The 7,313-nt window shown below is 67.5% G+C and carries 8 protein-coding genes and 1 pseudogene; 5 read left to right on the forward strand and 4 right to left on the reverse strand.

Translation table 11 applies throughout. The features are described 5' to 3' along the window. The 3 genes and pseudogenes from JOZ00_RS09945 to ribD all read left to right on the forward strand — a co-directional run. Window positions 1–160: pseudogene (locus JOZ00_RS09945) on the forward strand (rRNA cytosine-C5-methyltransferase); the annotation flags it as partial. Window positions 161–353: 193 nt separating this feature from the next. Next, window positions 354–1,052 (forward strand): ribulose-phosphate 3-epimerase, encoded by a 699-nt coding sequence (gene rpe / locus JOZ00_RS09950; RefSeq protein WP_293343214.1) that lies wholly within the window; start codon window positions 354–356, stop codon window positions 1,050–1,052. Next, window positions 1,049–2,068, forward strand: coding sequence for a bifunctional diaminohydroxyphosphoribosylaminopyrimidine deaminase/5-amino-6-(5-phosphoribosylamino)uracil reductase RibD (gene ribD, locus JOZ00_RS09955; protein WP_293343217.1), 1,020 nt, complete (start codon window positions 1,049–1,051; stop codon window positions 2,066–2,068). Before rpe ends, ribD begins: the two co-directional genes overlap by 4 nt. Before the next feature lie 4 nt (window positions 2,069–2,072). On the opposite strand, the gene JOZ00_RS09960 is transcribed toward ribD, so the two are convergent. After that, window positions 2,073–3,635: an MFS transporter gene (locus tag JOZ00_RS09960; protein WP_293343220.1), complete on the reverse strand. Its 1,563-nt coding sequence runs from the start codon at window positions 3,633–3,635 to the stop codon at window positions 2,073–2,075. Beyond that, window positions 3,632–4,348, reverse strand: coding sequence for an LppX_LprAFG lipoprotein (locus tag JOZ00_RS09965; protein ID WP_293343223.1), 717 nt, complete (start codon window positions 4,346–4,348; stop codon window positions 3,632–3,634). Before JOZ00_RS09965 ends, JOZ00_RS09960 begins: the two co-directional genes overlap by 4 nt. A 108-nt stretch (window positions 4,349–4,456) precedes the next feature. Between JOZ00_RS09965 and JOZ00_RS09970 the strand changes: the two genes are divergently transcribed. After that, on the forward strand, window positions 4,457–5,104 hold the full coding sequence (locus JOZ00_RS09970; RefSeq protein WP_293343226.1) for a riboflavin synthase: 648 nt from the start codon (window positions 4,457–4,459) through the stop codon (window positions 5,102–5,104). Between the two features lie 3 nt (window positions 5,105–5,107). On the opposite strand, the gene JOZ00_RS09975 is transcribed toward JOZ00_RS09970, so the two are convergent. Then, entirely contained in the window at window positions 5,108–5,635 is a 528-nt protein-coding gene (locus tag JOZ00_RS09975) for a CAP domain-containing protein (protein WP_293343229.1), read from the reverse strand. A gap of 181 nt (window positions 5,636–5,816) precedes the next feature. Beyond that, entirely contained in the window at window positions 5,817–6,191 is a 375-nt protein-coding gene (locus JOZ00_RS09980) for a hypothetical protein (protein ID WP_293343232.1), read from the reverse strand. 376 nt (window positions 6,192–6,567) lie between these two features. Between JOZ00_RS09980 and ribB the strand changes: the two genes are divergently transcribed. Next, window positions 6,568–7,313 (forward strand): 3,4-dihydroxy-2-butanone-4-phosphate synthase (ribB, locus tag JOZ00_RS09985; RefSeq protein WP_293343235.1); only part of this gene is annotated, 746 nt, incomplete at its 3' end.

The following is a 7,313-nucleotide window of genomic DNA, read 5'->3' on the forward strand; positions in this document are numbered from 1 at the left end:
CGCCGACGCGTTGCGCCGGCAGCCGGTTCAGGCGCTGGACACCCGGACGCTGTTCGAGTCGGTGGACGGGCTGGGGGACGGGCCCTATGTCCAGCTGTGGCCGCATCGGCACGGCACCGACGCCATGTTCGCGGCCGCGCTGCGCCGTGCAGCGGCGTAGCGCGGAAGGCGAACCAATCGGCCCAGCCGCGGCCGCGCTGCGCCGTGCAGCGGCGTAGCGCGGAAGGCGAACCAATCGGCCCAGCCGCGGCTGCGCTGCGCCGTGCAGCGGCGTAGCGCGGGAGGCGAACCAATCGGCCAGCCGCGGCTGCGCTGCGGCGTCAGACGTGAACCGAGCCGCCGGGCTCAGTAGTGTGGCGCACATGCCTAACAACACCGGTAGGCCGCTGATCGCGCCGTCGATTCTCGCCGCTGACTTCGCGCGACTGGCCGATGAGGCGACCGCGGTCGTCGGCGCCGACTGGTTGCACGTCGACGTGATGGACAACCACTTCGTGCCCAACCTGACGATCGGCCTGCCGGTGGTCGAGAGCCTGTTGGCCGTCACGGACATCCCGATGGATTGCCACTTGATGATCGACAATCCGGACCGGTGGGCGCCCGGATACGCCGAAGCGGGCGCCTACAACGTCACCTTCCACGCCGAGGCCACGGAGAACCCGATCGGGGTGGGCCGCGACATTCGCGCCGCCGGAGCCAAAGCGGGCATCAGCGTCAAGCCCGGAACCCCGCTCGAGCCGTACCTGGAGATCCTGTCGAACTTCGACACGCTGCTCATCATGTCGGTCGAGCCCGGCTTCGGCGGCCAGAGTTTCATCCCGGAGGTGCTGAGCAAGGTTCGCGCCGCGCGCAAGCTCATCGACGCGGGGGAGCTGACGATCCTCGTCGAGATCGACGGCGGCATCAACGGCGACACCATCGAGCAGGCAGCCGAGGCCGGCGTCGACTGCTTCGTCGCCGGCTCGGCCGTCTACGGCGCGCAGGACCCGGAGGCCGCGGTGGAAGCGTTGCGGCAGCAGGCCGCCGCCGCGTCGCCGCACCTGCGTCCATGAACTCAGGCCCCGGCGTCGACGCCGCGATGCGGTTGGCCATCGAACAGTCCAATCACGTCAAGGGGACGACGTATCCGAATCCGCCTGTCGGAGCGGTGATCCTGGACCCCGACGGCGAGGTCGTCGGTGTCGGGGGCACATTACCGGCGGGCGGCGACCACGCCGAGGTGTTGGCGCTGCGGCGGGCCGGCGATCTGGCGGTCGGCGGGACGGCGGTGGTCACGCTCGAGCCGTGCAATCACTACGGCAAGACGCCGCCGTGTGTGAACGCCCTGCTGGAAGCGAAGCTCGCGTCCGTCGTCTACGGCGTCGCCGACCCGAACCCGGAGGCCGCCGGCGGTGCGGACCGGTTGATGGCGGAGGGGGTGCGGGTGGAGTCCGGGGTGCTGGCCGATGAGGTGGCCGGCGGGCCGCTGCGGGAGTGGTTGCACAAGCAGCGGACCGGGATGCCGCACGTGACTTGGAAATACGCCAGCAGCGTCGACGGTCGCAGCGCGGCCGCCGATGGCACCAGCCAATGGATTTCCAGCGAGGCCTCGCGCCTGGACCTGCATCGCCGCCGCGCGGCCGCCGACGCGATCGTCGTCGGCACCGGCACCGTGCTGGCCGACGATCCGGCGCTGACCGCCCGGTTGCCCGACGGCTCGCTGGCCGACCGGCAACCGCTGCGAGTGGTGGTGGGGATGCGCGAAATCTATTCGGAGTCAAGGGTTCTCAACGACGATTCGCGGACCATGGTGATTCGCACGCACGACCCCATGGAGGTGCTCAGGGCGGTCGCGGACCGCACCGATGTCCTGCTGGAGGGTGGCCCGACGCTCGCCGGCGCCTTCGTGCGCGCCGGAGTGGTCGACCGCATCCTGGTCTACGTCGCGCCGATGCTGTTGGGTGGGCCCGGTGTGGCCGTCCACGACGTCGGGGTGCCGACCATCGCACGGGCGTTGCGCTGGCAGTTCGACCAAATCGACCGGGTGGGACCGGATTTGGTGCTCAGCCTGGTGCCACGCGGCGGCTAGCGGCTCACCGGGCGCTCTCGCCGAGCACCACGGTCTGCGGCTCGGCGAGTTCCGGCTCCTCGGCGTGTTCCTTGCGGCTGCCGATCAACAGACCCAGCAGCGCTCCGACCACGCAGATGCCGACGGTGGCAAGGAATATGTCGCCGTACATCATCGCGAAGGCCTTGAGATACATCGTCGCCTGGGCGGCGACGCGCTCGAGCAGCGAGGCGTTGGCGGGTATCGCGGCGTTCAACCCCGCGACGATCTGGTTGAACCGGTAGAGGCCCCACGCGCTCAGCGCGGCAACGCCGATCAGCTTGCCCGTCATCCGGGCCACCACGACGGCCGCCGAGGCGATGCCGTGCTGAGCCGACGGAACGACCCGAAGCGCGGCGGAGGTCAGCGGCCCGATCACCAGACCGAGGCCCAGGCCGGCCACCAGCAGGTCGGCGTGCAGCACGGGCACGGTGAACACGCCGAAGATGTCATGCTTTTGCTCGAGCACGTCTTGGCGCCAGTAATGAATCAGCCAGTAGCCGTAGGCCGCGATCAGCAGCCCGATGAAGGCCATCACGCGGTCGCCGATTCGGGTGGCGATCCACCCGCCCAGCACCGCCCCGATCGGCAGCGCGATCAGGAACCACAGCAGCAGGCCCGCGGCCTGCGTCTGGCTCATCTGCAGCACGCCCTGCCCGAACAACTCCACGTCGACCAGGGTCACCATCAGTGCCGCACCCGCGGCCAGTGACGCGCCCAGCGCGGCGAGGAAGGGACGGAAGTGCACCCCGGCCGGTTCGATCAGCCGGGTGCGGGAAAAGCGTTCCCACAGTAGGAAAAGCACCGCGACCACGATCGCGCCAATCACCAGCGGCGGGCCGTAGCTCGGCAGGATCTGCTTGCCGTCGGGCTGGGGGTTGTAGAGCCCGATCACGGCCAGACCCAGCGCGACGGCCAACAGTACACCACCGACCAGGTCGACCTTCTCGGGGTTCTCCACCTTCTGGTGCGACGGCAGGCTGAACTGAATCATCACCATCGCGATCAGGGTCAGCGGCACGTTGATCCAGAACACGTAGCGCCAGTCGTGGAACAAGAAGACGATGAAGATCCCGTACAGCGGACCGAGCACACTGCCGAGTTCCTGCGCGGCGCCGATGCCGCCCAGCACACCGGCGCGATTGCGCTGTGCCCACAGGTCGGCGCCGAGGGCGAGCGTGACCGGCAGCAGCGCACCGCTGGCCACACCCTGGATGGTGCGGCCCGCGACCAGCATGTGGAAGTCGCCCCAGTGTCCGGCGAGCGCGGTCACCACCGAGCCGACGATGAACAGGGCCAGGCTGACCTGCAGCACCAGTTTGCGGCCGAACCGGTCGGAAGCCCGCCCCAGCAGCGGCATCGCGGCGATGTATCCCAGCAGGTACATCGTGATGATCCAGGTGATGCGCTGCAATTGGTTGATCGGGATGTGAACGTCGCTCATGATGTCGCGCATGATCGTCACGACGACGTAGGCGTCCAGCGCGCCGAGCAGTACCGCCAGACTGCCGGCGCTGATCGCGACGCGGCGTCCGGTTTGTGCGGTCATGAGGTCACCGGGGGCTTGCTGACCTGAACCTGCTCGCCCCAGTTGGACAGGGTGATCTGGACGGAGTTGCCCGAACTCTTCTCCACGCTGACCTGGACCAGTTGGTGATCACCGGTCTCCTGGATCCACACCGTGCTCGGCACCCGCTGGGTCGCGTTGAACTGCGGCGCGATCTTGTTCACCGCATCCGCCGAAACGTTTCCGCTGATGCGAATCACGTTCTGGCCGTTGATGTTCTCACGGCCCTCGGCCTTGGCGTCGCTGAAGTTCGCCAGCGCGTTGCCCAGGCCGTTATCCGGGTTCAGCAGTGTCGAGACGTCGTAGATGTCGGACGCCTTGCCGAAGTCGCTCCACTTGTTCGGTGTGAGGGTGGCGTACAGGTCGCCGTCGAGGACGACGAAGTTGGCGTCGATGTCGGAGCCGCCGAGCGTGATCGTGGCGTTGCCCTTCGCCGCGGTGGCCGGTGCGGTGGTGAGGTCACCGGTCAGCGTTTTGATGGGCAGCCCTTGGATCTTGCCTTGAACGCTCAGCACGAGGTGGGCGCTCTTGACGGCCTTGGTGGCGTCGGCCGACTGCTTGACCAGGGTCGTAGCGTCGGGAAGCGGTGCGCCGCTTTGCTTCGAGCCCGACGAACAGCCGGCGATCAAGGCGGTGATGAGGGTCAGGGATGCGAGGACGGCCGATAAACGGTGGCGGGTCTGCATACTGTGCATCGTAGAGGGTGCCGATGACTCGCCTGGTGGACGCCGGGCCGCGACGGCGCCGGGGGACGGTCGTTTGGCCAGCTCCCCTGCGGGAGATCGGCCCACTAACCTGGTGGAATGTTCACCGGAATTGTCGAGGAACTCGGAGAGATCACCGGCCGCGATGTGCTGGCGGACGCGGCACGACTGACGATTCGGGGGCCCGTCGTGACGTCAGACGCCGGTCACGGCGATTCGATCGCCGTCAACGGCGTGTGCTTGACCGTCGCCGAGCTGTTGCCTGAGGGCCAATTCACCGCCGACGTGATGGCCGAGAGCCTGAACCGGTCGAACCTGGGCGAATTGCAGGTGGGCAGCCGGGTGAACCTGGAACGCGCCGCGGCCGTCAACAGCCGCCTGGGCGGCCACATCATGCAGGGGCACGTCGACGGAACCGGAATGGTGGTCGCGCGGGAACCGTCGGAGAACTGGGAAGTGGTGCGGATCGAGATCCCCGCCGCGGTGGCCCGCTACGTCGTCGAAAAGGGATCGATCACCGTCGACGGCATCTCGCTGACGGTCTCCGGCCTCGGCCACGGGCCGCGCGACTGGTTCGAGGTCTCGCTGATCCCAACGACCCGGGAGCTGACGACGTTGGGGAGCGCTCCGGTGGGAACGCTGGTCAACCTCGAGGTCGACGTGATCGCGAAATACGTTGAGCGATTACTTTCCCCGAATATTGCGACTGCCAGCGGTTTCGCTGACACGACCGAGAACAACCCGTGAGAGTTAGATCGCGCAGCCGCCGAAGGACTGGACGAAGACGTACCCGTCCTGGCCGGCTGGCGCACCGCTGATGGGAACACCTCGAAGCACCGCGATCCCGGACTCGCGGTAAGCGGGATTCAAGATGTTGGCTCGGTGACCCGGGCTGTTCATCCACCCGTTCACCGCCGCTTCTGGAGACGTCGTTTTGGCCATGACGGCGGGAGGCGGCGTGCCCGAGTATTGCCCCGCGTATACGTTCTCGCCGCGCGGAACATTGTCGCGATTCATCGGGCAGTACCCCGCCTCGCGGATCCTCGCTGCTGCGTCCATCCCGGTCTGCGGGTTGATGTGAACGGAGTGGCCTCCGCTGGGCGGCCACCACTTCAGCGTCACCGACGCGGTTGCATGGGCGGCCGCAACCTGGCCCAATATCGGGTTCGCGGTCAGCGCATTCAGACCGTGGTTCGCACGTTGTTTGTTGATCAGACAGAGCACTTCATTTTCGGCCTCGGCCGGGGAAAGAGTTGCTGCTGCGCGGTCCGCATCCATGTCGTTTATGCAGACTGGCGCTTGTACTGGGGACGTCGCCGTGGCCAGTGTCTGGCTCGGTCGCCCACAGCCCGCGACGACAATCACCGAGGCGGCGAAAACAGCGATTTTCGTCGCGCGCATAGGAAGGCAGCGTACTCACCGGAGGTCAGAACCGCCCCGTGTGCAACTGCCCGGTTCCTTACAGCGGCATCCAGATCGGGCCGTTCCAGTAGCCCCAGCCGTTGGCCTGCGGGTTCCACTGGACCTGTGCCCACGGAGCCCAGGGCGGCGGCCCAGGCGGCGGGGGAGCCCACGGCGGCGCGCCGCCATAGCCCACCGGGCCGTTGCCGTAGTTGTCGTCCCAGTCATTGCAGTTGTTCCAGTTCGGGTTTGGCCCCCAACCCGGCTCCCACTGCTCGCCCGGGCACCAGTGGTGGTGGTACAGGGGTGCGGGAGCGGGCGCCGCCGCAGCGGTGCCCGACGCCAGTCCGAGAGCGGATAAGGCCAAACCGCCGACCGTCAGTGCGCCGGTGCAGAGGCGAACCCACGGCCGTGTTTGCGTGTTGGTATTCATGCTGGGGTTTTACCCCTGTCGGCCTCAGGCCAAACGCCACTTTAGGTTTGCTAACTTCAAAGAAAACTCCTAGCTGACGCTCACGTGGCGCTCACGTTTGCCCCGCGTGCGGTGCTTTGACGACAGGGTTTGCCGCAGCCGCCAGACGGCGTCCTCAAGTTTGCGGGCGGAGTCGGACGCGGCACCGGCTGCGGGTGGCCGGCCGGCGCCGAGGACCGGTTGACTAAGCGGCGGCCGCCGGAGCCCGCCCGCCGACCACGCCGTGGCAATAATCGCGGCGGCGCTGTGGTTCATACTGGATGCAACACGTGGGCTTCTCGTGTGAGCCGTTCTGACTGTGTTCCCGCCCGCGAGCGGGGACGGCGAGGTAGCAAAGATGACGAGGTTGGACTCCGTCGAGCGGGCGGTTGCCGACATTGCGGCCGGCAAGGCCGTCGTCGTCATCGACGACGAGGAACGCGAGAACGAGGGCGACCTGATCTTCGCCGCCGAGAAGGCGACGCCGGAGATGGTGGCGTTCATGGTCCGCTACACCTCTGGATACCTGTGCGTGCCGCTGGACGGCGCGATCTGCGACCGGCTTGGCCTGCTGCCGATGTACGCGGTCAACCAGGACAAACACGGAACTGCATACACCGTCACCGTCGACGCCAAAAATGGTGTGGGCACTGGTATTTCGGCATCCGACCGGGCCACCACGATGCGGCTGCTGGCCGATCCCACCAGCGCCGCCGACGATTTCACCCGCCCCGGTCACGTGGTCCCGCTGCGCGCTAAGGACGGCGGCGTGCTGCGTCGTCCCGGCCACACCGAGGCCGCCGTCGACCTGGCCCGGCTGGCCGGTCTGCAGCCCGCGGGCGCGATCTGTGAGATCGTCAGCCAGAAGGACGAAGGCTCGATGGCCCAGACCGACGAATTGCGGGTCTTCGCCGACGAACACGATCTCGCGCTGATCACCATCGCCGACCTGATCGAATGGCGGCGCAAACACGAGAAGCACATCGAGCGGATCGCCGAAGCGCGAATCCCGACTCGTCATGGGGAGTTTCGCGCGATCGGCTACGCCAGCATCTACGAGGACATCGAACATGTGGCCCTGGTCCGCGGCGAGATCGCCGGACC

The sequence above is a fragment of the Mycobacterium sp. genome, from assembly GCF_019243155.1.
Taxonomy (GTDB): Bacteria; Actinomycetota; Actinomycetes; order Mycobacteriales; family Mycobacteriaceae; genus Mycobacterium.